Here is a 24375-nt window from a genome sequence, read left to right as displayed (position 1 = left end):
ATGTCGAGAATAATTGCATTAATTATTATGTTAGTTCCAGGTATTATTGCGGCTTATGGGATCAAATTAATGAGGGATATGTTTTTTGGAATTCAGGCATCCTGGCTGCCAGCTTTATGGCTTCAATTCGTGCTGGGTTTTATCATGATGGCACTCGGAGTTGGCTTTATAGGAGGTTTTTTACTGCATAGAGACAGAAAAAACAATAAAGTTCAGAAGCGGTTTAAAACAGCTAAAAAATAAAATATAAATGCCCCTTACACAGTGTGCTTCTGTGTAAGGGGCATTATTCATTCCATTTTGCCTTTCAAGATCGTTTCTCTGATTTTTACTACTCTTTCCGGATAATCAGTGATGATGCCTGAAAGTCCTGCCAGCATCCATTTTGAAATTTTCGGTTCATGATTCAGGGTATAAAGCCGAACTGGAATATTCATTCGCTGGCATGAATCCATTAGTGCTGGCGTCATGACCCGATAATTGGCATGAACTGCATTTGCACAGGTTGAAGTAGCGAGCAGTAAAGGATTTACTCCTTTTTTTGAATAAATAGGTGCAATTGAAATAGCTGAATCCAGTTCCCGAAGCAGCGATATCGAATCCGGGTTAAAAGAAGATAAAATAATCCTCTCGGAGAGGCCATACTCTGCAATTTTTTGCAAAACTTCTTCTTCCATTCCTTCATAGCGGACTTTATCATTCTTCAATTCAACATTGCAGATCAATTCGTTCGTATGAAGCCACTCAAAAACTTCATCCAATAAAGGAATTTTAGGATTTGAAAACCATTTCTTTTTATTGTAGCTTGCATCTAACGATCGAATTTGCTTTTGCGTCATTTCAGCCACGATCCCACGGCCATCAGTGGTTCGATTTACAGTTTCATCATGAATAATCACTAAAGCGCCATCTTTGGTCCGCTGGACATCCAATTCAATTCCATCACAGCCCGATTTTTCGGCTTCTTTAAATGCTTTCATTGTGTTTTCCGGATAAATGCCGGAAGCTCCCCTGTGAGCAAATATTTGAGACATATGAAATCACACTCCATCTATAACATTATCCTATGTCATTACCCTTGCAAAGGAGAAAGATATCACAAGTTAACAAATAGTATCTGTCTTATGCAGTATTTTTAGAATTAATTGCATTGCAGGTCTGATACAAATGATGAGCTTCTTATAATCAGGCCTTGTTAAAAGCCGAATATCAACAGCCAAATTTCACTGAGCTTATAATTAACGAAAATAATTTAAAAAAATCTGCAAATGGTGAATAGGTATTTTAAATACTGTTCATACTATTATTAACACAGCTAACATTAGCATTCTTTCAATCTCCTAATTTCCCCACTCTCTATTTGCTGTACAAGACGCACTAAAACATTTCCCAGTGGTTGTGTTGCTAAACTGGAGGCAAAAAGATAAAAAGATGAGGCGGGCGAAATCGAGGTGAATTATGCGGTTATTGGAAGGTTTAAATTTATTAATCAGCACATTAAATGAGTTATTCACGTTTTCCAACATGCTGCTCCCCTATTTGTTACTTGTTGCAAAAATTAAAAAGGACGATTCAAAAAAAGAATCACCGGATAATGAAAAAAATATTCATTGAGAGATAAAGACCCATTTCTCAGCTTCTTACTATTTATTACTCCGCGAACGCTTTTATGCACAGGAAATAAATCAAATGAATGCCCCCTCTCCCTTTTAGCTCAGTTTATGGCTCCACTAACAATGCGATTCCATTGTGCTTTCCTGACTATGTTGAATATCCTTTCTGTTTATGGTAATATGGTCCCAGGCGAAAGTGATTGTCCTACGCAGAGCGCAAGCCGTGCTGCTATGGGGTAATCGCTTTTTTTGTATCAAGGCAACGGATCCCTTTATAGAAACTAAAAAAGGCAGTAAATTAAAAAACCAATGAAATAAAAAATTTCATTGGTTTTTGTGTAATAAATGTATTGGATGGGAAATTAATTATTATGATAAGTTAAAGTAGTTGGTCGGCTTAATTGACATTTTAAATGCCATCACATCAACGGTTAACTTGCCTTGTGCTCCAGACGAAGCTTATCAGCGACCATTGCGATGAATTCTGAATTTGTCGGCTTGGATTTGGCTACTGAAACGGTATATCCAAACAGGTTTGAGATGGCGTCCACATTTCCCCGGTTCCAGGCAACTTCTATTGCATGACGAATAGCGCGTTCAACACGGGATGCCGTAGTATTAAATTTCTTTCCGATATCAGGATAAAGAACCTTTGTGATAGAGCCGAGCAATTCGATATCATGATACACCATTGAAATGGCTTCGCGAAGATACATATACCCCTTGATATGGGCAGGAACCCCAATTTCATGGATAATTCCAGTAATATTGGCATCCAGGTTTTTTGGTTTGGAGGAAGTTTCTTTTGTCACTCTTCGGGTTTGCACATGTGAATGACCAGCTTTGCCACGGACTTGACGAATGGTTTGAACGAGATTTTCCATATCAAATGGTTTTAAAATAAAGTATGCAGCACCGAGTTCAACAGCCTTTGTTGTTACGTCTTCCTGACCGAATGCTGTCAGCATGATCACATGGGGAACTTTAGGCATTTCCATCTGTCTCATTCGCTCAAGTACATTAAGCCCATCAATATGAGGCATGATGATATCCAATAAGCAAACATCCACTTCTATTTCATCTAAAACCTCAAGGCAGTCCTGGCCGTTATAAGCGGTTGCTACGACTTCCATATCAGGTTGGTTTGAAATAAATTGCTCCAGCGTTGCGACTAATTCCCTGTTATCATCCACTATGCATACTTTGATTTTGTCCATATTTACTTCCTCCTCGATCAAAATAATCGTTCTCTCTTAATCCAATTCGACACCCAACTGAAAATACCCTCTATTTGAAAAAACGATCTTAAAATTTATTAGTATTTACTGCTATTTACTTATGCATACTGCATTTTTCGATATATTTCAACAAATTTGGACATTCTGTCGAATTGGTCTATGTAAAGTGTACCATGGAACAAAATTTACCGCTAGATTAATTTTGGTTATTTTACAAAAAATGAAAAAACAGGCTTTAAGACGCCTGTTTTCCCTTAAAAGATTGACCGCTTTGCTTAAGCATTTCTTCTATTGACAAAGCATAACCAGAAGTTGGATCATGAACTAAAACATGAGTCACAGCTCCCACCAATTTTCCTTTTTGGATGATTGGACTGCCGCTCATTCCTTGAATGATCCCGCCTGTTTGCTCAAGTAAATCGGGATCAGTAATTCGAATGAGCATGCCTGTGGTGCCTCCGGGAGCTTTTGTTTTTGCCCGAACAATTTCTATTTGAAAACGCTCGATTGTGTTGTCATGAAGAACAGTCAGCATTTCTGCTTTACCTTCTGTAATTTCATCCTGTTTTGCAACAGTTAAGGGTTTTTTATACATAGAATGCTCGGGTACTTCCTGAAGCTTTCCGAATATTCCGTATTCTGAATTTCGGGAGACAGTTCCTAATATCGCATCGTTTGTAGAAAAAATGGCAATCTTCCCGCCTGGCTTTCCTGAAATCCCCTTTTGAATGCCATCAATTTGTGTCTGCAGTACAGAACCCTTACGCATATCGACTGCTTTTTGAGTATCTGCATCAGCTACCACGTGACCTAGTGCTCCAAATGCTCCTGTTTGAGGATCGATGTAAGAAACAGTGCCAATGCCTTGGGTATGATGACGAACATAAAGTCCTAACTGAGGGTGTCCTTGCTCATTATAAGAAGGTTTGACAGAAATTTGTTTAATCTTTCCTTCACGCTCAATTTCGATCTTGATCGAAGCTTTATTTTTAGATTGCTGTGACAAAACCTGTGAAAGGTCTGCGGCAGAAGAAACAGTAACTCCATTTATTTTGGATAAAGTGTCGCCTACCTTTAAACCCGCTTTTGATGCTGGTGTGTCTTCTAATTTTTGCTCATTGACTGAATGAAACCCTACAATCATAACCCCGTTGGATTCCATTGAAATACCAATCGACTGTCCACCTGGAATTAACTTTACAGCAGAAGCATGTATCGTTTCGTCCAATGAAGGGAACAACAAAAACATATATATACTCAATACAACAACAAGCTTTTTCCAGCTCAACTTTTTTCCCCCCTTCTAAGACTGTCGATTACCTTCTTAATGTGAGCAAAAACAGCTTGAATTATCACTAAGAAAAATATAAAAAGCCATCCGTAAATGGATGACTTTTCATGTGTAAAAAAAGCATGATTCTGCACAATTATAATTTTATGCGCCAATGCTGTATGTACACGTACTTATACCGTGGTTTTCTTAATGGAATGTGCAAGCTCCAACAATTCCTTTGCATGGCTTAATGTTAAATCGGTAATTTCAACCCCTGATATCATGCGGCTAATTTCACGAATTCTTTCCGCTTCTTCCAGCGGTAAAACATGGGTAATGGTTCGATCATTTTTGACTTCTTTTGAAATAAACAAGTGGTTGTCGCTGATCGCTGCAACCTGAGGAAGATGGGATATGCATAATACCTGAGAATGAACAGATACTGCATGAATTTTCTCGGCAATAGCTTGCGCCACCCGTCCACTTACTCCAGTATCTACTTCGTCAAAAATAATCGATGTAATGCCCTGGTGTTTGGAAAAAATGGTTTTTAAAGCTAGCATAATTCTGGAAATCTCTCCACCCGATGCAACTTTGATCAGCGGTTTAAGCGGTTCCCCGGGGTTGGTAGAAATAAAAAATTCGGTTTCATCGGTGCCTTCTTTTCTATACAGAGTGGACTCTCTCTCCGAAGAGTGAAACCGGACTTCAAAAACGGCTTTATCCATATATAAAGCCTTTAATTGATCATGTATTTCTTCTGTCAGTGATTGCGCCCACTTCTTTCTTACGTCAGAAAGATGAGCAGCTTCAAGTGAAAGGTCTTTTTCAATAGAAGTTCGTTTTCGTTCCAATTCTTTAATGGTCGATTCTCTATTCGTAATGGATTCAATTTCTTCCTCGATTGAAGAAGCGAATTCAACGATTTGAGATATGGATGATCCGTATTTTCTTTTTAGCTGGCTGATTTCATTTAAACGGTCCTCAATGACCTGCAGACGATCTGGATCGTATTCCAGTTCATCCAGTTGATGCCTTATTGCGCTCGCAGCTTCTTCCAATAAGTAAAAACTATTTGCCACTGACTCATTGGTTTGAGCTAAATTCGCATCAATTTCTGCCGCTTGCTCAAGATTAGACATCGATAAGCCTACCCAATCCAGCCCTTTTTGCTCCCCCTGAAGGGCATTATAAGCTGTTTGCAAAGTATCAAATAAGCGTTCAAAATTCACCAGACGGCTTTTTTCTTCATTTAGTACCTCATCTTCATTTAGTTCAAGATTAGCCTGCTCAATTTCATTAAACTGAAACTGGATTAAGTCAAGCCGATGGGCCATTTGCTGTTCATTTTCTGTCAGTGAACGAATCTGCTTTTGCACCTGTTCATATTGTACATATAGTTCCATGTAAGCTGCTTTAGCAGGCATTATTTCCTGCATGCCAAATTGATCGAGCAGCATTAAGTGTTTTGTTTCATCCATTAGCTCCTGGCTTTCATGTTGTCCATGAACGTCTATCAAGGCACGACCGATTTCCCGCAGAATGGCGATTGTAACAAGTTTGCCGTTTACCCTGCAGGCACTTTTGCCTGATTGAGAAATATCCCGTTTAAGAAGCACCATGCCATCCTCAAGCTCAATGCCAAATTCTTCGCATTTAGCTTGACAGGGGTGACCGTCTTCTACAATAAAAATCCCTTCAATCTCAGCCTTTTTTTCTCCATGCCGAACAAATTCAGCAGAGCCTCTGCCACCTACAAGAAGCTGTACTGCATCAATGATAATGGATTTCCCTGCACCTGTTTCTCCTGTAAGAACCGTCAGACCTTCTTCTAATGACAAAGCTAATTCGTCAATTATGGCAAAATTCCGTATCGATAATTCCTGTAGCAATCCTTATCACCTCAACTTTTACAGCATATCAATGAAACGCTGGGAAATGACTGATGCGTCATCTTCTTTTCTGCAGATAATCAGGCAGGTATCATCTCCGCAGATTGTACCTAAAATCTCGTCCCAATCCAAATTATCTATCAGTGCACCGATAGCATTCGCATTCCCGGGCAGCGTTTTCATTACCAGAAGATGCCCTGCCCCGTCAATACGGACGAACGCATCGGTTAGCGTCCGCTTCAATTTTTGAAGCGGATTAAAACGCTGATCTGCCGGCAGACTGTATTTGTATCTGCCATCGATTAATGGCACTTTAACTAAATGCAATTCCTTGATATCTCTGGAGATTGTTGCCTGAGTTACTGGAAATCCAGCATTTTTAAGCTGATCTACCAATTCATCCTGCGTTTCTATATCATTATTTACAATGATTTCCCTGATTTTAATATGTCTCTGTCCTTTATTGATCATATACTCCACTCCACTTAATGAATATTTATGCTTTTATATACGTTTATCCTACCCTAAATCCTTATATTTGTACATCAAAAGCAAAAGCGGAATGTACCGTTTAAAAAGCGAAAGGGAGGATACTTAACGTTAAGAGCGACCCTGATTCTTTCTCCATTTATAAAAAAAAACAGCCGTAAATGGCTGTTTTTACTTGGCAGCTTTAAGCTGTCCATGAGCTTCCTGGACAATTGCTTTAACGTCGATCTCAGGAAATGTTCTGTTTTCCTCAGTTTGCTGCCGGGAAGACAAGTGAAGCAGGAATTCGATATTGCCATCACCGCCAGTAATTGGTGAATAAGTGGCATCTAAAACATCGTATCCTTCGGCAAAAGCAAACTGAATCATTTTTGAAAGAACTTCTTCATGAATTTTTGATTCACGAATAATCCCCTTTTTCCCCACCTGGTCTCTTCCCGCTTCGAACTGCGGTTTTACAAGAGCAACTACTTCACTTTTATCCTCCAAAAGCATCCTTAAAACAGGAAGGATAATCCGAAGTGAAATAAAAGAAACATCAATCGTAGCAAAGTCCGGTTTGCCTCTTTTCAAATCGCCTGGTGTCAAGTAGCGGAAATTAGTCCGTTCCATCACCTCTACGCGATCATCCTGGCGCAGTTTCCATGCCAGCTGATTATACCCTACGTCAACCGCATAGGACATCTCTGCTCCATTTTGCAGGGCGCAGTCGGTAAATCCGCCTGTAGATGAACCGACATCAATCATTTTTTTTCCCTGGACATTTATTGAAAAATAGGATAATGCTTTTTCCAATTTAAGTCCGCCCCGGCTTACATAAGGTAAAACATTGCCCTTAATAGTGAGCAGGGTATCCTCTGGAATTTTTTCTCCCGGCTTGTCCAGACGCACTTCATTCGCATAAACAAGCCCTGCCATAATCGATCTTTTTGCTTTCTCTCTTGTTTCAGCCAGTCCTTGCTCGACAAGCAAAACATCAATCCGTTGTTTTTGTACTTTCATAATTACGCCCTTTTTTGTTTAACTGGAGCAATCGTTTGAATTATTTCCACTGCACGATCATCCGTTAAGTTTATTTCTGCTAATAATTTTTCTACACTGCCGTGCTCAATAAATTGATCAGGTATACCCATTCTTTCTATACGTGCATGGCCCATATTTTGATCATGGGCAAATTCTATAATCGCGCTGCCGAATCCGCCTTGTAAAATGGCTTCCTCAATTGTTAAAACAGGCAGCCCTTCTGAAAATATATCTTTCAGCATTGACTCATCCAGCGGTTTTATAAATCGAGCGTTAACTACCCTTGCTGAAATTCCTTTTTTAGCCAGCTTATCTGCTGCACTGACCGCCATTGGTATAGTTGTCCCAAACGTTAAAATGACCGCGTCCTTGCCTTCTCGAATAACTTCCCAGCTGCCGATAGGAATCGTCGTTAACTCTTTATCCATTGGTACTCCAAGACCATTACCTCTTGGATAGCGCATTGCAATAGGACCCTCATTATAAGCAATTGCTGTATTAACCATGTGCTGACCTTCATTTTCATCCTTTGGCATCATCACGACCATGTTTGGTAAATTTCGCAAAAAAGCAACATCGAAGACGCCCTGATGTGTTTCTCCATCTGCACCTACGAGACCGGCTCGGTCAATTCCGATAAAAACATTAAGGTTCTGTCTGCAAATATCATGAACAACCTGGTCATATGCCCGCTGAAGAAATGTGGAATAAATAGCCAGAAACGGCTTCATTTTTTGAGTAGCCAATCCGGCTGACAGCGTTGTGGCGTGCTGCTCTGCGATGCCTACGTCAAACATTCGATCAGGAAACTCGCTTGCAAAGCCTTCTAATTTGGAACCAACCGGCATTGCTGGTGTCACAGCCACAATCCGGTCATCTTCTCTTGCCAGTTTACGAACGGTTTCACTCACAAGGGCACTCCATCCGGGAGCGATAGCTTTAGATTTGATTAAATCTCCCGTGTCAATTTTATAAGGGCCTGTTCCATGCCAGGTTCCGATTGTATCTGTCTCTGCGGGATCAAATCCTTTGCCTTTTTTAGTAATAACATGCAGCAATACGGGACCTTTTGTTTTTTTAGCATACTGAATATTGTCTTCCAGCTCCTCAAAATTGTGCCCGTCGACCGGCCCCAGATAAGTAAAGCCAAGTTCCTCAAAAAACACACCTGAAACAAGAAGATACTTTAAGCTGTCTTTTACTCTTTCTGCTGTTGAAGCAAGCTTTCCTCCTACAGCCGGTATTTTTTTCAGGAGGTATTCCAGTTCATCTTTTGCCCAGTTGTATTTGCCAGCAGTCCGTAAACGTCCCAATACGCTGTGAAGAGCTCCAACATTTGGGGCAATCGACATTTCATTGTCATTTAAAATGACAGTAATGTCTTTTTTCTCGTGGCCGATATGATTAAGCGCTTCGAGCGCCATGCCTCCGGTTAATGCTCCATCCCCGATAATTGGTACAACGAAATTGGAATCACCTTTAATATCGCGGGCAATAGCCATACCCATAGCAGCAGACAGCGAGGTGGAACTATGGCCTGTTTCCCAGACGTCATGATCGCTTTCAATCATTTTTGGAAAACCGCATAATCCCTTATACTGCCGCAAAGTACCAAACTGGCTGCCTCTGCCTGTAAGAATTTTATGAACATATGACTGGTGGCCAACATCCCATAAAAATTTATCTTTGGGACTATCAAAATGTTTGTGCAGTGCCAGTGTCAACTCCACCACACCCAGGTTAGGCCCAATATGTCCGCCGGTTGCTGAAAGGTTTTCAATTAGAAATTGCCGAATGTCTTTGCTCAGACTTTCAAGCTCTTCTTTTCCCATTCCTTTTAATAATGACGGATCCTTAATCTTTGTTACATCCATCCGGATCACTCACTTTCATTCTGGATTCATCGGTCCTGTTTTTTTATTTTTGTTTTCTTAGTATCTTTTATTATAACAATGTGTAGCTTTTCCTCAACAAATTGTAGGGTTTTCCCCACCCGAAATATTATTTCTTTGGAAAATCGGATGGCAATCGCCTTACCCATTGCCTTGCCCCCTACGGTTAAAGCAGCAATTAAGCTAGTTAATCCAATATTGATGGAATTCTCCATTAACGAACCTGAACTGAGCTGATATTCCCGTGCCAGCTGTAAAATTACAATGGCCGCGGCTGTACCACTTATTATACCCGCAATATCACCGATTACATCATTACAAAAGCTCGCAAAACGATCCGCATTTCGTACAATGCGAATCGAATGGCGAGCACCGTATACTTTATTTGAAGCCATTGAATGATAAGGTTTTTCATCAGCAGCAGTTGCTGCAATTCCAAGCATATCAAAAAACACTCCTATAATAACAATAACAAGAACAACAATTAACCCGGTTGTCCAATTCACCTGATTTAAAACGCTTGTTGAAGCAAGCGAAAAAATAGCCGCTAACACAGCTGTGATAACGGCTATCCCTGCACTCCACTTCAATGATTTATGTAAAAAATTTTTCATATTATTCTGCACACCAATCTGAAAATATGTAGATGGTCGTGATTGAAGTAAAAATTACGGCTTAGGTCCAGTAGGTTTTCCCAAATCAAAACTAGCTGTTGCCAAACTAGCGGTTACCCTTTACTTTGATTTCGATTATGTCGCCATAGATCGGACTGGATTACCACTTAGTCCGTACTGAAATCCCTCAATCACGCGATCATAGACAGTCTAGGAGATTTCCTCAACAGCCCTGCACTAGATCCCTTATCCTCTTTTGCAGAGAAGATTTCATATGGACGGAAAAGAACATATTAATGGCCAACTAATGTGTTCTCTGTAACCATAATCCCCTCAAACTCCACTCAAGGCAGGCTACGCTGCATATAATTTTCATCATAATGCAGGTTCATACAATCGTCTTTATGCACATGCTTATGCCAGCTAAGAAACGAAAGCCTCCGCGGTTTGCGGGTCATCGCCCACATGCCATTGTGGATCGCCCGAAAACCTTACTCCCAGAAAAAGCCCAAAGCTGGGCGCCTCAAGCCAAGACCAGGAACTTCATCGATATGCCCTTTAGTGGATTTTTAGCCCCACCTTCGGAATCGGCAGACTGACTAGAATACTGCACCACCATTTAAAATTATAGCACAGATTATACGGTAATATAAGCGGCGGGGTTTATGAGCGGCGTTGCACAATCATGTCGGCGATTAATGTAAGATAGTCATTTTGAAGTGGAAGATCCTGCAAAGCATCTTTTGCAAAAGTCAAATGGCTGCTTAATTTTTGTTTTGCCCCTTCCATACCAAGAAGAGCAGGATAAGTGCTTTTGTTACGGGATTCATCACTTCCGACCGGTTTACCTATTTCTTCCTCTTCACCCTCGACATCTAATATGTCATCACGGATTTGGAAAGCTAACCCAATATGCTTAGCATATTCTTTTAGTTTTGCCTGCTGGATGTCATCCGCACCGCTCATGATCCCTCCGGCAAGAACGGAAAATTCAAGTAAACGCCCGGTTTTTCTCTGGTGGATGGACTCCAGTTCCTGAGGAGTCAAAACCATGTCCTCCCCTTCAATATCTGCAACCTGACCGCCAACCATTCCTTCAGCTCCTGCGCTTAAAGACAGTTCAGTGATCAGATTAACTCTTTGCTCCGCCGTCAGTTCACTGGTTGCGATCAAATAAAAACTATGTGTCAATAAAGCATCGCCGGCTAAAATTGCCTGTGCTTCTCCAAAAACTTTATGGTTTGTGGGCTTCCCTCTTCTTAAATCATCATCATCCATACTTGGAAGATCATCATGAATCAGGGAATAGGTATGAATCATCTCCAGACCAGCGGCAACTTTCAGCCCATTTTGGCAGTTCCGGCCAAAGGCCTCCATTGTTGCGAGTACCAGTATTGGCCGAATACGCTTCCCGCCGGCACGCAGAGAATATTCCATCGCCTTGATTAATGAAATCGGAGCATTTAAATTTTCTATTTCTTCATACATTGTATTTTCGATTTGTTCTTTATACGTGTCAATGAATGTTTTTAAAAGGGTCATCGATCAGCATCCTCATCACTGATGGTTAAAGGTGTTTCCCCATCCTCAGTCATAATCGTCGCCATTTGTTTTTCCGCATTCTGCAGTTTGTCATGGCATATTTTAGATAGTTTAACTCCCTGCTGGTAGTAGGATAAAGCTTCCTCCAAAGGGACATCGCCTTCTTCAAGCTTTGTTACAATATTTTCTAATTCATTCATTGCTTCTTCAAATGTAACTTGTTTCTTTGCAGGCATTAACCCTCACGCTCCTTGACTTGATTAACCTCACATAACAGATCTTTTGTAGCTAAAGAAACTTTTATTTTTTGTCCGGGCAAGACGGGTGTATCGTCTTTTATTAATTGGTTTTCTTTATCATACACCAAACTATAGCCCCGTTTCATAATTTTAAGTGGACTTAGTGCTTCCAGCGTGGAAACCGTACCTTCAAATTTAGAGGACTTTCTTTTTAATACTTCATTCATTCGGTTAATGATCTGGCGGTCCAGCTGGCTGGTTCGTTCCTTTTGCACATCGATTAAACGCTTGGGATGTACACGCAGCAACCTTTGGTTCAAACGGTTCCAAGCCTCATTCTTTATTCGGGCAGACTGATAGAGCTCTTTTTTCATCTGAAGAGAGAGCCTGTCCAGCCGTTCCATCTGCTGCTGATAAAGCCTTTCAGGTTTTTTAAAAACCATTGATCCTGACATTATTTTCAGCTGGTGGTTTTTAGCTTTTAAAATTTCATTCATGGCTCTTAAATTTCTCATATCTTTTGACAGCAGGCGCTCCCTCACCTCATCGATATGAGGTACAGCCATCTCAGCTGCTGCTGTAGGGGTAGGTGCACGGTGATCTGCTGCAAAATCAGCTATAGTTGTATCCGTTTCGTGTCCGACTGCCGAAATGACAGGAATATGAAAATCGACAATGGCTCTAGCAACCTCTTCTTCATTAAACGGCCATAATTCTTCTATCGAGCCGCCTCCGCGTCCGACAATCAGCAGATCCAGTGTATCGTCACCGGATGCTTTTTTCATGGCACTGACAATGCTCGAAGCAGCCCTGTCACCCTGTACAGAAGCCGGATAAAGCTTAACCTTTGCGATGGGATACCTTCGCTGTATCGTGGTAATAATATCCCTGATGACAGCACCGGTTGGCGATGTTACGACTCCGATCGTTTTTGGATAAAGGGGAAGTGCTCTTTTCCGTGCCTGATTGAACAGTCCCTCTTTCGCCAGTCGCTCTTTTAATTGCTCATAGGCTAAAAATAATGCCCCAATCCCTTCAGGCTGCATGGATTTAACATAAAGCTGATATTGCCCGGAGGCTTCATACACGGAAGCGTCGGCAGTTACCAGCACCATCGTCCCATTTTCCGGTTGGAATTTTAATTTGCTGCTATTTGCTGAAAACATTACAGATAAAATTCTTGATTTGTCGTCTTTTAAAGTAAAGTAGCAATGACCGCTTGAATGCCGTTTAAAGTTTGAGATTTCACCTTGAATGTGAAGGTTTGTTAAATGAGGATCCGCATCGAACTTTCTTTTTATGTACCTTGTTAACGCATGAACAGTCAGATATTGCTGGTCGCTCATAAGCTTTTCACTTCCTTTGCATCAATGAATGTAAAATGTGATGCTTAAGTTGTAAAAAGGAGCAAACTCTGGGGCAGAGTCAGCTCCTTTCCTAAATCGTCAGATCATAAAACGCTGCTTGTTTGAACGCGTTCGGCAGATTCCACCGTATTAACAAGAAGCATTGTGATGGTCATAGGCCCTACTCCTCCGGGAACAGGCGTAATGGCAGATGCTTTTTCAACACAGCTGTTATAATCAACATCTCCGCAAAGCTTCCCATTCTCATCTCTATTCATGCCGACGTCTATCACTACTGCACCTTCTTTAATATGTTCTGCAGTTATAAATTTTGTCACACCAATAGCTGCTATTAATATATCAGCCTGTTTTGAATGATGGACTAAATCATCTGTTTTGGAATGACAATAGGTAACTGTGGCATTTTCTTTTAACAGAAGCTGGCCCATCGGTTTGCCGACAATGTTGCTTCTTCCAACAATCACAGCATGCTTGCCTGCCATTTGTATATTTTCATACTTGAGCATTTGAATAATTCCATACGGCGTGCAAGGGTAAAATGCTTCCCCTCCCGTCATTAAACGGCCTGCGTTGATGGGGTGAAAGCCATCAACATCTTTGGATGGAGTAATGCTTTCAATAATATTTATTTCGTTAATGTGAGAAGGCAGTGGCAATTGAACCAATATCCCATGGATTGAATCATCATTATTCAGTTCATTCACTTTTTCAAGCAGCTGCTTTTCGGTCAAATCCTTAGGGAATTCAATTAATACCGAATGAATCCCAAGCTTTTCACATGCTTTTTGTTTCATCGATACATATGTTTTTGATGCTTGATTATCGCCTACTAATACAACTGCGAGTCCTGGCGTTATACCGTATTCTTTTAATGAAGCAATTCTGCTTTCTAAGGTTTGGCGAATGTCCTGTGCGATTTTTTTACCATCAATAATTGCTGCTGTCATATGCTTATTGCCTCCCGTGAGTTTCAATCCCGTGAATGCAGGGTATCAACAAGCTTGGATAATACTCCATTCACAAAACTGCTAGATTTTTCATCACCGAAGCGCTTGGAAATTTCAACAGCTTCGTTTAGCACGGCGTTATGAGGTACTTCATCTTTTTTATACAGTAATTCATAAAGGGCTACGCGAAGAATGTTGCGATCAACTCTAGCTAATCGATCAATCTTCCAGCGTTCCAGATGATTTTGAATCATTGTGTCGATTTCTTCTTTATGTTCATATACACCCACAACTAATGATTCCAAATAGTCGTCGCTTTCTGTCTCTTCTAATACATTTTCCAATGCTTCAGCTGGCTCCATCTCATTCATGTCCATTTGAAAGAGGGCCTGTAGAGCTTTTTCTCGAGCCGTTCTTCTTTTCATTTTACATTTAACTCCTTCACTGATTACGTAAATTCCATGTCATAAAAAGATCATAGCATAAAATAAGCACGCCGTATAACGGAACTTGACGGATTGGTTATTTTCGAAAAAATTAAAAAACAGGTGCAAGTTTACTCAGCACCTGTTTTTTGCCTTATTCAGATTCAGTTTCTTCCGGTTCAATTTTTTGTGACTCAAATTGAATTCCCACAACATGTATATTTACTTCTTCAGCAAGCAATGCTGTCATATTTTGAAGGGTCTGGCGGATATTATCCTGGATTTTCTGCGCAACAGTCGGGATTGACACACCAAACTTAATTGTGCAGTAAACGTCTACGACAATCCCCTCTTCACCAAGCTCCACTTTTACCCCTTTACCGTGATTTTTTTTGCCCAGGCGTTCCACAACACCGGAGGCAAAATTACCTCTCATTTGAGCAATTCCTTCCACTTCAGAAGCAGCTATACCGGCAATTACCTCAATTACTTCAGGGGCAATTTCAATTTTACCTAATTGATTTTGTTCCAAACTGTTCATCTGTAACAATTGCGGTTGGATCTCAGCCATGCTGTCGACCTCCTATTCAGTCTTTTTTGCCATGATATCATACGTTTCCAAAAACTTGGTGTTAAAGTCTCCTCCAACAAACGTCTCATGTTCAAGCAGCCGAAGATGAAATGGGATCGTAGTATGAACGCCTTCGATAACAAACTCCTCAAGAGCGCGTTTCATTTTAGCAATAGCTTCTTCACGAGTAGCACCATGAGTGATAACTTTAGCAATCATAGAATCATAATAAGGAGGTATTCTATAGCCAGGATATGCAGCAGAATCGATCCGTACGCCTAAACCTCCCGGGGGAAGATACATTTCAATTTTCCCTGCAGACGGCATAAAGTTCTTTTCCGGGTTTTCTGCATTAATTCTGCATTCCATTGACCAGCCGGTAAAAGTAACGTCTTCTTGCGAAAGACTTAGTTTTTCACCGGACGCCACCCGGATCTGCTCCTTAATTAAATCAACTCCGGTTACCATTTCAGTCACAGGATGCTCAACCTGAATTCTTGTATTCATTTCCATGAAATAAAAAGATTTTTTCTTGGCATCATAAATAAATTCCACAGTTCCAGCACCTGTATAATTCACTGCCTGTGCTGCTTTTACAGCAGCTTCTCCCATTTGACTCCGAATGCCCTGGTCGAGTGCAGGTGATGGCGTTTCTTCAAGAAGCTTTTGCAATCTGCGCTGAATGGTACAATCACGTTCGCCTAAATGAATGACAGAGCCATGGGTATCAGCCATAACCTGGATTTCAACATGTCGAAAATCTTCAATAAATTTCTCTATGTATACACCTGGATTACCGAAAGCTGTCTCCGCTTCCTGCTGAGTAATTTTAAGACCCTTAAGCAGATCTGCTTCATTCTTAGCCACCCGAATACCTTTTCCGCCGCCGCCGGCAGTTGCTTTAATAATAACGGGATAACCCATTTCATTGGCAAGTGCAGTCGCATCTTCCGCTTTTTTAATTATTCCTTTTGAACCCGGAACCACCGGAACGCCAGCCTCCCGCATTGTTTCTCTGGCAACATCCTTCGTCCCCATTTTTGAAATTGCTTCTGGACTTGGACCTATAAAAGTTATATTGCACTCACGGCATAATTCTGCAAAATCAACGTTCTCGGCTAAGAAGCCGTATCCAGGATGGATGGCATCAGATCCCGTTAATTTAGCTGCGCTTAGTACATTTGTAAAATTTAAATAGCTCTCTTTAGATAATTTGGGACCAATGCACAATGCTTCATCTGCCATTTGAACATGCAGTGCTTCTTTATCTGCTTCTGAGTATACTGCAACTGTTTCAATGTTCATTTCACGACATGCGCGAATGATCCGCACAGCAATTTCTCCACGATTAGCAATTAAGACTTTTTTGATCATTCGTTTTCTCTCCTAACTATTCCTTTACAAGAAAAAGTGGTTGTCCATATTCAACAAGCTGTCCATCTTTTACAAGAATCTCAACAATTTCACCGGATACTTCTGCTTCAATTTCATTAAATAGCTTCATTGCTTCTACAATGCAAACAGTTGAATCTTCGCTTACTTTTGAACCAACCTTAACATAAGGATCTAATTCAGGAGAAGATGCATGGTAAAACGTTCCTACCATTGGTGATTTAATTTCAACAGTACCCTCATGGGAAACGGGTTGAACCGATTCTTTTTCTGCTTCTTTTTGTGCTTTTGGCTGAGGTTCTTTTTGTTCAATAATTTCTGCCACTTCAGCAGGCGCAGATTGCGGAACTGTCAGTTGACCTGCATCCGGCTGCTTTTGTGATGATTGAGTTTGCTTTTTCATTTTTATTTTCTCACCATCATGCTCATAGGTGAATTCATCAATTGATGATTGATCAATCAGTTTAATAAGCTCTCGAATCTCTTGTACTTTTAACATAGTTGACACTCCTTGGCCTTTTAATAGTAATTAGCAGTAGCTGCTCATATCATACGATAATTTCTTGTTTGAATTCAACTTGAAGGAAAAAAAGTTTATTCAACGAGCAGGAATCGCTTACACAAACATCATTGTAACATATTATTTCTGACTGGTTTTTAACAAAAAAAGAAACCAGTCATATTGCGCTGGTTTCTCTCCTTTTTTTCCCTATTCGTTTGGCTGGAATTCAACGTATACGAATTTCGATTCTCCCAGTTCTTTCCTGCCAAGCTGAATCAGTTCATTTGCAGCTTCGCGCGAGTGGGCATTTTCTGCAGATTTGACCGAAATAATCACTCGATCCTCTTCGGTTCTGACTAAAGCATCTTCATAACCCAGTCCTTTAATCATTGTTTCAATCATTGCTTCTTTTGATTCGAGTTTTATCAATTCATCCATTTCATTATAAGCTTCATTTTTCTCCTCAGAAGAAAACTCATTTGATGCTACTTTCGTTGTCAGCTGTTCCTTTAATGCGTTGCGCTCGTCTTGAACTTCCATGCGGAGCACTTCAAACATCTCATCTTCAACGGCTTCTGCGGAAACATCTACATCATCTTCAAGAACCCACTCTTCTCCATCTTCTCCCAGCACCATATCAGCGGATTGTTCGGGAGTAAGGGGTGAAGCCTGATCTCTTGGGGAAGTTACATAATACACTGACAGTACCACTACTAAGCTAACCATGGTTAACAGCCAAACCGTTTGTTTTTTTAGCATCATTGGTCACGACTCCTTCTGATTGGTTGAAATGACTGCTACACGGTGTGTAGAGATATCCAATACTCGTGCAACAGATTCAGTAATCCATTTTTTAACTTTTATATGATCCGCCCCCTGCGCCACAATCATGACGCCAAGAACAGTTGGCTTTTCAATATGACTTAATATCGGCTCTCCATTTTGAGCCTGGTTTCCAAGAACCAGCTGTCTGTCAGAAGAGCGCCTGTCCATCGTCGACTGCTCGTTTTCACGCTGGTCAGATGATTGATCTTGTTGAAGAGTTTCATTTTTTTCGTATACCTTGCGCTCACTGCTGGCCAAATTGACCATGACATTTACTTCATTTGTCCCCAATGCTTTCTTAAGAATTTCTGCAAGTTCTTTTTCCATTTCTTTTTCCATCTGTCTCATTGTTGAATCCGGTTGTGCCTGGCCTTGGGTAATTTCTTCAGCTGGAGTTACCGGCAAGTCCTCCGGTGTTTTATTGCCTTGCAGGATCATCATTAGAGCTCCCGCAATGATTAATACGACAATCAGCTGAATTTTTCTGTTTGGTGTTGGATCCCTGGAGGATGCGATCCAATCTCTTAGCTTGTCCCATCCCTTTCTCTCTGTCACATTGTCACTCCCCTGTTTGCGTTATTATAATCGACTCTTCAGGCACACCCCACTCAATTGATAAAAAGGCAGTTAACTCTTTTTCTTTATTATCTGAAAGATCATCTAAGCCGTTTACTACTACTTCCACTTCGCCGCGGAATTCTTCCATTGAGGAATCATTCGGGACCACATTCACCTCTGAAATTTCCATATTAAACTGCTCCAATACAGAAGGGGCTGCTTGTCTGGCCAGCTTGTCTGAGACCTCATTCCATATGTATGATTGATGTTTGTTATTCATGTCATCAATCATAGCTTCTCCCTGCTGCTGCTCGATCGCAATACTCTGTTCAAGCTGTTCCATAGGGATTGTAACGATCGATTCATCTTTTTGAAAAAAATAAAATAGCGGTTCAAGAAGAAGCACCAGAAGCAGTCCTCCCAACACCATCCGGATAAACGGGCGCCAGCTGGTGGATGGAACTAATAGATCCGACAGCGCCATCAGCACAACTAAGACGAGTAAATTAATGACCCATTGATAAATTTCGTTCATCACACCGCCCCCCTTTACCGAATCATCAGCGGGATATTACTGACAAAAAGCAGAACAACAATGCCGAGTAAAAACATGATTGAAACCAGCACTAAGGAGGCACAGAGATGAAAAAGCCCTTTGCTGACCGCATCGACTGCCTGAACCATGCCTGGATGTCCAAGAGGCTCCATAACCACCGCACATATACGGTACATAAACGCGACCACCAATATTTTCAGAGCGGGAAAAAGCACGATAATCGCAAGTACTAAAGCTCCTGCTAAGCCAACTGCGTTTTTGGCCATAACAGATGAAGCGAGCAATAAATCGGTTGTATCAGCAACCACTTTCCCAATGAAAGGTATAAACTGACCAGCGATCGTTTTGACGGTTTTTGCTGCTACCCCGTCCGTAACCGATGTCGTCACCCCTTGAATTGTAAAAACGGATATATAGATCATCACCAGGAGCCCAAGCAGCCAAATGCCTACCTGCCTGCAAAGAGAAGCCATTTTGGATGTGCGAAATGACGTGGAGATCGTATCAACTATATCGAGCAAAATGGAAAGAACAAAAAGCGGAACCAGAAAATGCTGCATTAGGAAATGACTAAACTGAACAATAAACAGAAGCAGGGGATGAGAAACGGCAGCAGTTGTTACACTGCCTGAAATCGTGAGCATTGCCATGTAAAGCGGAAGCAGCGCATACATAAAATCGGCCATTAAACTGATAGTCTGCGTGACATAGGTGACACATGTTTCCACGCTTCCGATAATAACCATCAACAGCAGTCCGGTCATCGCAACCGAACTGACGGAAGCTACTCCACTGGATGAAAATGAATGCTGCAATGTTTGCAAAATCGAACCAATAATCAGTAACAGGAGGAGCCAGAAAATAATATGGGCATGCTCTGCTACTTCATGAAAAATAAATTGCATTATTCCTGAAAACCATTCAGTGATCGACCCTTGCGGATTGGTTACAAGCTCTAATAAATCCTTCCTGCTCAAAGACGGTAAATATTCTCCGTATACCCCGGTTAGTTGATCCCAAAAGCCAAGCCACGCTTCATGATCCTGCTCAACTAATTGGGATTGCATCTCTTGATCTAGGGATGCTGGTGTCATTGGATCAGCTGCATTAGTTGGAATTTTTTGAGAGCTCACGGATTCTGTTCATCCTCTCAATGAGTACCTGGCAGCAAAACTAACATTCGCTGCAAAAGTTCGTAAAAAATTGGCAAAGCAATCATTAAAATAAATATTTTCCCGCTCCATTCCACAATCGTCGCCATCAGTGTTTGATTGGCTCCCTTAAGCAAATGTGAGCTTGTTTCAGCAATAAAAGCGACCATCAGCACTTTTATAAGAGTTCCAATATAAAGGTCCATGTCAGGCAGATAAACTGAAAATCTCTGAATCATCCCCATTACTAATTGAATTGAAGTAAAAAGCTGGGACAACAGCAGTGCAGCTGCGCAAATGGTTAGCAGCATTGCAATAGAAGGAGATCTTTCTTTTAACAACAGCGCCATAAATCCCGCCAGAAAACAGATGCCTATTGTTCTTAGTAGCTCGTCCATTTTTATCCTCTATTCGTAGAACATGAATACAGATCGGATGGTAGTAAAAAAAGAATCCAAGGCTTGTACGACCATAAACAACACATACAAAAAACCAAAAAAAGCGAGCCACTGCGCATAGTCTTTTTTCCCAACCTGATCCAAAACGGTGTATAGAAGCGCTACTACAAGTCCAACACCTGCAATTTTAAATAAAGCATCAAGATCGATTGCCACGATAATCGCTCCTATCTTTAGCTAAGCAACAATACAACTAAAACGCCCCCCATCACCCCTAATGTTTTGTACAGTTTTCCGAACTGGATTGCCCGGTTTCTGGCTTCAAGGTGACGGTTTCTTAGAATATCAATAATAAAACTCATTTCCCGTTCAATGGATTGACGGTCAAAAGGCTGAATAGCATCTCCTATTCGGCGAATCCACTCCAGATCTTCTTTCAGCAGGACAGATGACTGAAAGTATTGCTCCACTGCCTTATCCCACGCTTCACCAAGCAGCAGCTGCTTTAAGGTAAGCTGTTCATAGAATAATTGGAACAGCTTTGCAACCTCACCCTTTCGTTCCATTTGCGCCTGAACAATTTCAATAATAGGCGTCTGTCTTTTTACGATTTCATTTTCCATCCATGTAAAAGCCTGAGCGAATTCAATTAAAATCTGTTGTCGTTTGGACAATAAATAAGATCGTCTGAATCCTTCGAGACCTGAACCGATGATGATAAAAACGGCGCCTAACCAGTGGAGTGTCATCGTTCTCTTGTCGCAGCTGCAACCAGGTTATTTTGACGGAAAAGCGAGTACCCACCGGATGTGCATTCAATAAAATGGGTGATTTCACTGTCTAACAGCTTGTCCATCGAAGACCGGTTCCGAAGTTCTTCCATCGATGAGGCATGAGCTGTCACAATCATGGTTACCCCTGTATACATGGCATCGATGACTGCTTCAATGTCACGCTCGTGCCCAATTTCATCAACAATAATTACCTCCGGACTCATGGAACGAATCATCATTGTCATTCCTTCTAATTTAGGACACCGGTCCAGTACATCAACCTTCGTCCCAAAAGTAAGCTGTGGAATTCCATGGTGGCAGGCAGCTATCTCTGAGCGTTCATCAATGATTGATACCTTTTTTGAGTCAATTTCATTGTCTGGTTGTCCTGTCGATATATAACGGGCCATATCCCTGAGAAGGGTTGTTTTTCCACTCTTCGGGGGCCCGATTAACAAACAGTGCTGCCATCGCTGCTGGGAGGGATTCCAAAGCTCCTTCATAAATGGATCTGCACAGCCTATTTTTTGAGAAGCTTTCCGTATAGCAAAAGAAGAAATAGATTGGATTGCTTTAACTCGTCCATCCTCCAATGTAACCTTCCCCGCAATTCCTACGCGGTGTCCTCCGTCAATCGTGACATATCCCTTCTTCATCTCTTCCTCCAGTGAATAAAAGGAGTGCTGGGAAATTCTTTCTGCGATATGCTGACGGTCATTAAAAGAGGGAATGTAGTCCAGCTCTACTGTTGTATGCTGCATCACAAGTTGAACCGGACGGCTGATGCGTATCCTTATTTCCTCTACTCCATCCAATGAGTCCGAGCTGCTGAAAATAATCTGCTGCTTAAGTGGGTCAGGTAATAGTAAAAGGATTGAATGCATATAGACTCATCACCCCGCATTTTCATCATTGTGGTCTATCCTATTTAGGTCTGATGGTTTTTATGACATAAAAAAAACTGCAAGGGAGATTTCCCCTGCAGCTTTGCTTTAATTATTGTGCTCTTGATACATAACTGGAATCGGTTGTATTGATAATTAACACATCGTCTTCATTAATGAAAAACGGCACGTTTACAGTCAATCCGGTTTCAACAGTTGCCGGTTTTGAACCGCCGCTTGAAGTATCGCCTTTAATGCCCGGCTCTGTAGCAATTACTTTCAACTCCACGGTATTAGGAAGTTCTACACCAAGCGTTTCAGTATGATACATCATAATTTGAACTTCCATATTTTCTTTGAGGAACTTTAATTCATATTCGATCTGAGCCGCTGGCAATTCAATTTGATCATATGTTTCGTTATCCATAAATACATGCATATCGCCATTAGCATAAAGGTATTGCATACGGCGGTTATCAATTTGGGCTTTTGCTACTTTTTCACCAGCACGAAATGTTTTTTCCTGAATAGCACCAGTCCGAAGATTACGTAATTTTGAACGAACAAATGCAGCGCCTTTACCAGGCTTTACATGTTGGAAATCCATTACACGCCAGATTCCGCCATCCACTTCTACCGTTAGTCCTGTTCTAAAATCATTTACTGAAATCATGTTTTATCCTCCTAATGTTATAAAATCATAAGATAATTAAATCTTTGGTTGAATGGGTAAGGGTTTCATTGCCTTTTTCGGTTAACAGTGTATCATCTTCAATGCGCACTCCGCCTACTCCCGGAAGATAAATCCCCGGTTCAACCGTGACTACCATATTTTCCAGAAGGGTCTGCGTTGAGCGAGAAGACAATCCCGGACCTTCATGAACTTCCAGGCCGATCCCGTGACCTAATGAATGCCCAAAAAATTCTCCGTACCCTTTTGAAGTAATATAGTCCCTTGCAATGGCATCTGCTTCTTTTCCGGTTAACCCTGGTCTGATTTTTTCCATTGCCAAGAGCTGAGCATCCAGTGTTATTTGATAGATCTCTTTTAATTGTTCACTTGGTTCGCCCACTGAAACTGTACGGGTAATATCAGAAACATACCCCTTATGAAGCGCACCATAATCCATCGTGACAAAATCGCCTTTTTCGATCACTTTATCAGTTGCCACACCATGAGGAAGTGCTGATCGCATGCCAGAAGCAACAATAATATCAAAAGAAGAAGATTGGGCGCCGGCATTTCTCATGAAAAATTCAAGTTCATTTGAAACTTCAAGTTCAGTTTTTCCAGGCTGGATAAAGTCCAGTATATGCTTAAAAGCTGCATCTGCGATGTCTGCTGCTTCCTTTAATATCTTAATCTCTGAATCTGTCTTAATCAAGCGCAACTTTTCGACGACGCCCGCTAAAGGAACCAGCTCAGTGGCAACCGCCTGTTCATACTGTTTAAACATGCCAAATACCACATGATCCTGCTCAAAGCCCAAACGTTTAATGCCAAGGCGTTCAACTTGTGCTGCGACCTCTTCATGAATTGGTCCTTTATGCTGTATTACCGTATATTCTGCTGCTTCTTTTGCCGCCTGTTCTGTATATCGAAAATCCGTAATAAACAGCGCTTCATTCCGTGATATGACAACAATCCCCGCGGACCCTGTGAAATTGGAAACAAATCTTCGGTTATATGTACTCAGAATCATAATTCCATCAATGTCGTGGTTTTCAAATTGCTCCCTGATCTGTGCTACTTTACTCATTCTCTTTTCCCCCTTTAACAATCTCATTTAATGCGTAAAATGCAAGCTCATAGCCATAAACGCCAAAGCCGACAATCTGTCCAGCCGAAACTGCAGAGAGGACAGATGTATGCCGGAATGATTCTCTTGCGTGTACATTTGATATATGTAGTTCTATTACCGGGACGTTTACAGATGAGATGGCATCCCGCAAAGCGATGCTTGAGTGTGTGTACGCAGCCGGATTAAAAATAACCCCCTGCCACCCCTGGTCTGCAGCAAGATGGATGGCTTCAATAAGCTCACCTTCATGATTGGATTGTTTTGCTATTACTTCAACACCCATCTTTTGACCTAATGTGGCCATTCTGTTTTCAATTTGCTCAAGTGTCACATTTCCATAAATTTCAGGTTCACGAAGACCCAGCCGGTTAAGATTTGGGCCATTTAACAGCAGAAAAGTCGTCATTAA

28 protein-coding genes are annotated in these 24375 nt (G+C 41.2%); 1 reads left to right on the top strand and 27 read right to left on the bottom strand.

The genetic code is table 11. The features are described 5' to 3' along the window. Entirely contained in the window at positions 1 to 243 is a 243-nt protein-coding gene (locus tag E2R51_RS02665; protein WP_133375479.1) for a DUF2627 domain-containing protein, read from the top strand. Between the two features lie 47 nt (positions 244 to 290). On the opposite strand, the gene E2R51_RS02660 is transcribed toward E2R51_RS02665, so the two are convergent. The 27 genes from E2R51_RS02660 to aroQ all read right to left on the bottom strand — a co-directional run bounded on the left by E2R51_RS02660 (position 291) and on the right by aroQ (position 24372). Continuing rightward, positions 291 to 1034 carry a glycerophosphodiester phosphodiesterase gene (locus E2R51_RS02660; protein ID WP_133375478.1) on the bottom strand — a complete coding sequence of 248 codons (744 nt, stop codon included), beginning with the start codon at positions 1032 to 1034 and terminating at the stop codon, positions 291 to 293. A gap of 1010 nt (positions 1035 to 2044) precedes the next feature. Then, positions 2045 to 2830 (bottom strand): sporulation transcription factor Spo0A, encoded by a 786-nt coding sequence (gene spo0A, locus E2R51_RS02655; RefSeq protein ID WP_133375477.1) that lies wholly within the window; start codon positions 2828 to 2830, stop codon positions 2045 to 2047. A gap of 256 nt (positions 2831 to 3086) precedes the next feature. After that, positions 3087 to 4139, bottom strand: a complete 1053-nt coding sequence (gene spoIVB / locus E2R51_RS02650) for a SpoIVB peptidase (RefSeq protein WP_133375476.1) — start codon at positions 4137 to 4139, stop codon at positions 3087 to 3089. Between the two features lie 176 nt (positions 4140 to 4315). Next, positions 4316 to 6016, bottom strand: a complete 1701-nt coding sequence (recN, locus tag E2R51_RS02645) for a DNA repair protein RecN (protein ID WP_133375475.1) — start codon at positions 6014 to 6016, stop codon at positions 4316 to 4318. 18 nt (positions 6017 to 6034) lie between these two features. Beyond that, entirely contained in the window at positions 6035 to 6484 is a 450-nt protein-coding gene (gene ahrC, locus E2R51_RS02640) for a transcriptional regulator AhrC/ArgR (RefSeq protein ID WP_133376308.1), read from the bottom strand. A 192-nt stretch (positions 6485 to 6676) separates the two neighbouring features. After that, positions 6677 to 7507, bottom strand: coding sequence for a TlyA family RNA methyltransferase (locus E2R51_RS02635; protein WP_133375474.1), 831 nt, complete (start codon positions 7505 to 7507; stop codon positions 6677 to 6679). A gap of 2 nt (positions 7508 to 7509) precedes the next feature. Next, the gene (gene dxs, locus E2R51_RS02630) at positions 7510 to 9402 is read right to left on the bottom strand and encodes a 1-deoxy-D-xylulose-5-phosphate synthase (RefSeq protein WP_133375473.1); all 1893 of its coding nucleotides are present in this window, start codon (positions 9400 to 9402) and stop codon (positions 7510 to 7512) included. 26 nt (positions 9403 to 9428) lie between these two features. Next, positions 9429 to 10034, bottom strand: coding sequence for a hypothetical protein (locus E2R51_RS02625; RefSeq protein ID WP_133375472.1), 606 nt, complete (start codon positions 10032 to 10034; stop codon positions 9429 to 9431). 663 nt (positions 10035 to 10697) lie between these two features. After that, on the bottom strand, positions 10698 to 11576 hold the full coding sequence (locus E2R51_RS02620; RefSeq protein ID WP_133375471.1) for a polyprenyl synthetase family protein: 879 nt from the start codon (positions 11574 to 11576) through the stop codon (positions 10698 to 10700). Further along, positions 11573 to 11812, bottom strand: coding sequence for an exodeoxyribonuclease VII small subunit (locus E2R51_RS02615; RefSeq protein WP_133375470.1), 240 nt, complete (start codon positions 11810 to 11812; stop codon positions 11573 to 11575). Before E2R51_RS02615 ends, E2R51_RS02620 begins: the two co-directional genes overlap by 4 nt. After that, positions 11812 to 13161, bottom strand: coding sequence for an exodeoxyribonuclease VII large subunit (gene xseA / locus E2R51_RS02610; protein WP_133375469.1), 1350 nt, complete (start codon positions 13159 to 13161; stop codon positions 11812 to 11814). Before xseA ends, E2R51_RS02615 begins: the two co-directional genes overlap by 1 nt. A gap of 104 nt (positions 13162 to 13265) precedes the next feature. After that, positions 13266 to 14129: a bifunctional methylenetetrahydrofolate dehydrogenase/methenyltetrahydrofolate cyclohydrolase FolD gene (gene folD, locus E2R51_RS02605; protein ID WP_133375468.1), complete on the bottom strand. Its 864-nt coding sequence runs from the start codon at positions 14127 to 14129 to the stop codon at positions 13266 to 13268. A gap of 23 nt (positions 14130 to 14152) precedes the next feature. Beyond that, positions 14153 to 14554, bottom strand: coding sequence for a transcription antitermination factor NusB (gene nusB / locus E2R51_RS02600; RefSeq protein WP_133375467.1), 402 nt, complete (start codon positions 14552 to 14554; stop codon positions 14153 to 14155). Between the two features lie 154 nt (positions 14555 to 14708). Beyond that, the gene (locus E2R51_RS02595; protein ID WP_133375466.1) at positions 14709 to 15125 is read right to left on the bottom strand and encodes an Asp23/Gls24 family envelope stress response protein; all 417 of its coding nucleotides are present in this window, start codon (positions 15123 to 15125) and stop codon (positions 14709 to 14711) included. 12 nt (positions 15126 to 15137) lie between these two features. Further along, the gene (accC, locus tag E2R51_RS02590) at positions 15138 to 16499 is read right to left on the bottom strand and encodes an acetyl-CoA carboxylase biotin carboxylase subunit (RefSeq protein WP_133375465.1); all 1362 of its coding nucleotides are present in this window, start codon (positions 16497 to 16499) and stop codon (positions 15138 to 15140) included. 16 nt (positions 16500 to 16515) lie between these two features. Then, complete coding sequence (gene accB, locus E2R51_RS02585; protein WP_133375464.1) at positions 16516 to 17016, bottom strand: acetyl-CoA carboxylase biotin carboxyl carrier protein; 501 nt, start codon at positions 17014 to 17016, stop codon at positions 16516 to 16518. A 210-nt stretch (positions 17017 to 17226) separates the two neighbouring features. After that, complete coding sequence (locus E2R51_RS02580; RefSeq protein ID WP_165967118.1) at positions 17227 to 17781, bottom strand: SpoIIIAH-like family protein; 555 nt, start codon at positions 17779 to 17781, stop codon at positions 17227 to 17229. A gap of 3 nt (positions 17782 to 17784) precedes the next feature. After that, entirely contained in the window at positions 17785 to 18399 is a 615-nt protein-coding gene (locus E2R51_RS02575) for a hypothetical protein (protein ID WP_133375463.1), read from the bottom strand. Positions 18400 to 18403: 4 nt separating this feature from the next. Continuing rightward, positions 18404 to 18937: a stage III sporulation protein AF gene (locus E2R51_RS02570; protein ID WP_133375462.1), complete on the bottom strand. Its 534-nt coding sequence runs from the start codon at positions 18935 to 18937 to the stop codon at positions 18404 to 18406. A 14-nt stretch (positions 18938 to 18951) separates the two neighbouring features. After that, positions 18952 to 20091, bottom strand: coding sequence for a stage III sporulation protein AE (gene spoIIIAE / locus E2R51_RS02565; RefSeq protein WP_133375461.1), 1140 nt, complete (start codon positions 20089 to 20091; stop codon positions 18952 to 18954). A 17-nt stretch (positions 20092 to 20108) separates the two neighbouring features. Further along, a complete protein-coding gene (locus E2R51_RS02560) occupies positions 20109 to 20507 on the bottom strand; it encodes a stage III sporulation AC/AD family protein (protein WP_133375460.1) in 399 nt (132 codons plus the stop codon). 9 nt (positions 20508 to 20516) lie between these two features. Continuing rightward, the gene (gene spoIIIAC / locus E2R51_RS02555) at positions 20517 to 20723 is read right to left on the bottom strand and encodes a stage III sporulation protein AC (RefSeq protein WP_133375459.1); all 207 of its coding nucleotides are present in this window, start codon (positions 20721 to 20723) and stop codon (positions 20517 to 20519) included. Positions 20724 to 20740: 17 nt separating this feature from the next. Then, positions 20741 to 21256: a stage III sporulation protein AB gene (locus E2R51_RS02550; RefSeq protein WP_133375458.1), complete on the bottom strand. Its 516-nt coding sequence runs from the start codon at positions 21254 to 21256 to the stop codon at positions 20741 to 20743. After that, positions 21253 to 22164 (bottom strand): stage III sporulation protein AA, encoded by a 912-nt coding sequence (gene spoIIIAA, locus E2R51_RS02545; RefSeq protein ID WP_133375457.1) that lies wholly within the window; start codon positions 22162 to 22164, stop codon positions 21253 to 21255. Before spoIIIAA ends, E2R51_RS02550 begins: the two co-directional genes overlap by 4 nt. A gap of 112 nt (positions 22165 to 22276) precedes the next feature. Continuing rightward, entirely contained in the window at positions 22277 to 22837 is a 561-nt protein-coding gene (efp, locus tag E2R51_RS02540; RefSeq protein ID WP_133375456.1) for an elongation factor P, read from the bottom strand. Positions 22838 to 22862: 25 nt separating this feature from the next. After that, a complete protein-coding gene (locus E2R51_RS02535; RefSeq protein WP_133375455.1) occupies positions 22863 to 23924 on the bottom strand; it encodes a M24 family metallopeptidase in 1062 nt (353 codons plus the stop codon). Then, entirely contained in the window at positions 23917 to 24372 is a 456-nt protein-coding gene (gene aroQ, locus E2R51_RS02530) for a type II 3-dehydroquinate dehydratase (protein WP_133375454.1), read from the bottom strand. The genes E2R51_RS02535 and aroQ overlap by 8 nt, the downstream gene beginning before the upstream one ends. Positions 24373 to 24375: the final 3 nt, after the last annotated feature.

It is taken from the genome of Jeotgalibacillus sp. S-D1, from assembly GCF_004358665.1.
Classification (GTDB): Bacteria; Bacillota; Bacilli; order Bacillales; family Jeotgalibacillaceae; genus Jeotgalibacillus.
Note: the sequence above shows the minus strand (reverse complement) of the source record. Positions and strands in the feature narration are given on the sequence as shown.

Excerpts from the sequence above, each read along its gene's own strand:
- efp (WP_133375456.1), bottom strand. The coding sequence starts at position 22,837 with ATGATTTCAGTAAATGATTTTAGAACAGGACTAACGGTAGAAGTGGAT.
- E2R51_RS02625 (WP_133375472.1), bottom strand. The coding sequence starts at position 10,034 with ATGAAAAATTTTTTACATAAATCATTGAAGTGGAGTGCAGGGATAGCC.
- aroQ (WP_133375454.1), bottom strand. The coding sequence starts at position 24,372 with ATGACGACTTTTCTGCTGTTAAATGGCCCAAATCTTAACCGGCTGGGT.
- E2R51_RS02550 (WP_133375458.1), bottom strand. The coding sequence starts at position 21,256 with ATGACACTCCACTGGTTAGGCGCCGTTTTTATCATCATCGGTTCAGGT.
- E2R51_RS02615 (WP_133375470.1), bottom strand. The coding sequence starts at position 11,812 with ATGCCTGCAAAGAAACAAGTTACATTTGAAGAAGCAATGAATGAATTA.
- E2R51_RS02570 (WP_133375462.1), bottom strand. The coding sequence starts at position 18,937 with ATGAACGAAATTTATCAATGGGTCATTAATTTACTCGTCTTAGTTGTG.
- accC (WP_133375465.1), bottom strand. The coding sequence starts at position 16,499 with ATGATCAAAAAAGTCTTAATTGCTAATCGTGGAGAAATTGCTGTGCGG.
- nusB (WP_133375467.1), bottom strand. The coding sequence starts at position 14,554 with ATGAAAAGAAGAACGGCTCGAGAAAAAGCTCTACAGGCCCTCTTTCAA.
- E2R51_RS02665 (WP_133375479.1), top strand. The coding sequence starts at position 1 with ATGTCGAGAATAATTGCATTAATTATTATGTTAGTTCCAGGTATTATT.
- E2R51_RS02595 (WP_133375466.1), bottom strand. The coding sequence starts at position 15,125 with ATGGCTGAGATCCAACCGCAATTGTTACAGATGAACAGTTTGGAACAA.
- E2R51_RS02635 (WP_133375474.1), bottom strand. The coding sequence starts at position 7,507 with ATGAAAGTACAAAAACAACGGATTGATGTTTTGCTTGTCGAGCAAGGA.
- xseA (WP_133375469.1), bottom strand. The coding sequence starts at position 13,161 with ATGAGCGACCAGCAATATCTGACTGTTCATGCGTTAACAAGGTACATA.
- E2R51_RS02660 (WP_133375478.1), bottom strand. The coding sequence starts at position 1,034 with ATGTCTCAAATATTTGCTCACAGGGGAGCTTCCGGCATTTATCCGGAA.
- E2R51_RS02535 (WP_133375455.1), bottom strand. The coding sequence starts at position 23,924 with ATGAGTAAAGTAGCACAGATCAGGGAGCAATTTGAAAACCACGACATT.
- E2R51_RS02620 (WP_133375471.1), bottom strand. The coding sequence starts at position 11,576 with ATGACCCTTTTAAAAACATTCATTGACACGTATAAAGAACAAATCGAA.
- accB (WP_133375464.1), bottom strand. The coding sequence starts at position 17,016 with ATGTTAAAAGTACAAGAGATTCGAGAGCTTATTAAACTGATTGATCAA.
- spo0A (WP_133375477.1), bottom strand. The coding sequence starts at position 2,830 with ATGGACAAAATCAAAGTATGCATAGTGGATGATAACAGGGAATTAGTC.
- E2R51_RS02560 (WP_133375460.1), bottom strand. The coding sequence starts at position 20,507 with ATGGACGAGCTACTAAGAACAATAGGCATCTGTTTTCTGGCGGGATTT.
- spoIIIAA (WP_133375457.1), bottom strand. The coding sequence starts at position 22,164 with ATGCATTCAATCCTTTTACTATTACCTGACCCACTTAAGCAGCAGATT.
- E2R51_RS02580 (WP_165967118.1), bottom strand. The coding sequence starts at position 17,781 with ATGATGCTAAAAAAACAAACGGTTTGGCTGTTAACCATGGTTAGCTTA.
- dxs (WP_133375473.1), bottom strand. The coding sequence starts at position 9,402 with ATGGATGTAACAAAGATTAAGGATCCGTCATTATTAAAAGGAATGGGA.
- folD (WP_133375468.1), bottom strand. The coding sequence starts at position 14,129 with ATGACAGCAGCAATTATTGATGGTAAAAAAATCGCACAGGACATTCGC.